Origin of the sequence: Bacillus thermozeamaize, assembly GCA_002159075.1 — a bacterium.
Taxonomy (GTDB): Bacteria; Bacillota; Bacilli; order ZCTH02-B2; family ZCTH02-B2; genus Bacillus_BB; species Bacillus_BB thermozeamaize.
Window position 1 is genome coordinate 1 of sequence record LZRT01000037.1, and the last position, 1,798, is coordinate 1,798.

The following is a 1,798-nucleotide window of genomic DNA, read 5'->3' on the forward strand; positions in this document are numbered from 1 at the left end:
TCGAGTGCCGGTATCGGGACATGATCAAGCTGGCCGCTGACGGGGAGGAGAATTACTGGGTGATGGGGGATGTGGTGCATGTCCACATCGACGATGCGGTTTGGGAGAATGGCCGGATCCGGTATGACGTCCTGAAACCGCTGGGACGCTTGGGCGGCAGCTGGTATACGCGGATTGGGGAAGAGACCTTGCTTCAGATGAAACGGATCAAGTACGCTGACTGGAAAGAGGGGAAGGTTCCCGACCGCTCGTCAGAAAAGGCGTGAGTTCCGCTGCGTCGTCTCATCAGAACAAACCGGTTTGAATGGGCCGGGTGGTCATGGAAACACTGTGAATAGTCACAGGAAAGAAGGTGATCTTCTATGGGTGACAAGCGGCATGAGCTGGCGACGTTTGCCGGCGGATGCTTCTGGTGCATGGTTTCTCCCTTTGACAAACTTCCTGGCATCATCAAAGTGGTGTCCGGTTACACCGGAGGGCACAAGGAAAATCCGACATACGAGGAAGTGTGCGCAGGAACGACCGGTCACTGCGAAGCGGTGCAGATCACGTTTGACCCGAGCCTGTTCCCTTATGAGAGGTTGCTGGAAATCTTTTGGCAGCAAATTGATCCGACCGATCCGGGCGGGCAGTTTTACGACCGTGGCGATTCATACCGAACGGCCATCTTTTACCACAACGAAGAACAGCGTGTCAAAGCGGAAGCGTCCAAGCGGGCTTTGGAAGAAAGCGGGCGGTTCGACAAGCCGATTGTGACCGAAATTTTGCCTGCGGGACCGTTTTATCCGGCGGAGGAATATCACCAGGACTTTTATAAGAAGAACCCGCTGCACTATTATGCCTATCGCAAAGGGTCCGGGCGGGATCAGTTTCTCGAGAAGCACTGGGGCAAGGAAAAAAAGCGGTGGCTTCGCGAACGGCTGAAACCATTGCAGTATGAGGTGACACAAAACAACGCGACAGAACCGCCGTTTCAAAACGAATACTGGGACAACGAACGTGACGGGATTTATGTCGACATCGTATCGGGGGAGCCGCTGTTCAGCTCGCTTGACAAGTTTGACGCCGGTTGCGGGTGGCCGAGCTTCACCCGTCCCCTGCACGAAGAACTGATTGTGAAGAAAATTGACACGAGCCACAACATGGTGCGCATCGAAGTGCGCAGCAAAGGGGCAGACTCCCACCTCGGGCACGTTTTCGACGACGGCCCGCCGCCGACGGGCTTGCGCTACTGCATCAACTCCGCAGCTTTGCGCTTCATTCCGGTGGAAGATCTGGAAAAAGAAGGGTACGGCCAGTACGTCAAGCTGTTTCAACAGCGCCGTGATGAATCGAAATCGTGACAAAATGGTGAAACTGAAGCTGTACGAGTTGCTTTTTGGGCGTGCATTTTTTAAGTTGGAAAGGTACCAATGACTGCTTGAAGGGAAGAGAGACGATGCGCGATTCACGGCAGAAGGCAGAGCGAAATACCACACCGCTCGTCGTCGTTTTGTCGATCGTCATTTACGCGATCATCGCCGTGCTGTACGTCATGCCAAAACCCAGCGCGTTTGGGCACTTGGATTTGACGTTTCTGCCGATGATCAATGCGATACTGAACAGCTTCACGTTTGCCTTTCTCCTGGCGGCGCTTGTTTCGATCAAACGGAAAAATGTCGTGCTGCACCGGCGTTTTATTTTGGCCGCTTTTGGCGCGACGACGTTGTTTCTCCTGACGTATACGGTTTACCATTCATTGGCCGAGTCGACGACATACGGCGGCGAAGGGATACTTAAGTACATTGATTACTTCATT

At 53.6% G+C, this 1,798-nt stretch carries 1 protein-coding gene and 2 pseudogenes; all 3 read left to right on the forward strand.

From position 1 onward, the window contains the following. The 3 genes and pseudogenes from BAA01_02310 (at position 1) to BAA01_02320 (ending at position 1,798) form a co-directional block, all read left to right on the forward strand. Positions 1–266, forward strand: a pseudogene (locus tag BAA01_02310) (hypothetical protein). A 96-nt stretch (positions 267–362) separates the two neighbouring features. Then, positions 363–1,343, forward strand: a complete 981-nt coding sequence (locus BAA01_02315; protein ID OUM89595.1) for a methionine sulfoxide reductase — start codon at positions 363–365, stop codon at positions 1,341–1,343. Between the two features lie 95 nt (positions 1,344–1,438). Beyond that, a pseudogene (locus BAA01_02320) lies at positions 1,439–1,798 on the forward strand (hypothetical protein).

Bases quoted from the DNA above. Each gene is read 5' to 3' on its own strand.
- BAA01_02315 (OUM89595.1), top strand. From the start codon at position 363: ATGGGTGACAAGCGGCATGAGCTGGCGACGTTTGCCGGCGGATGCTTC.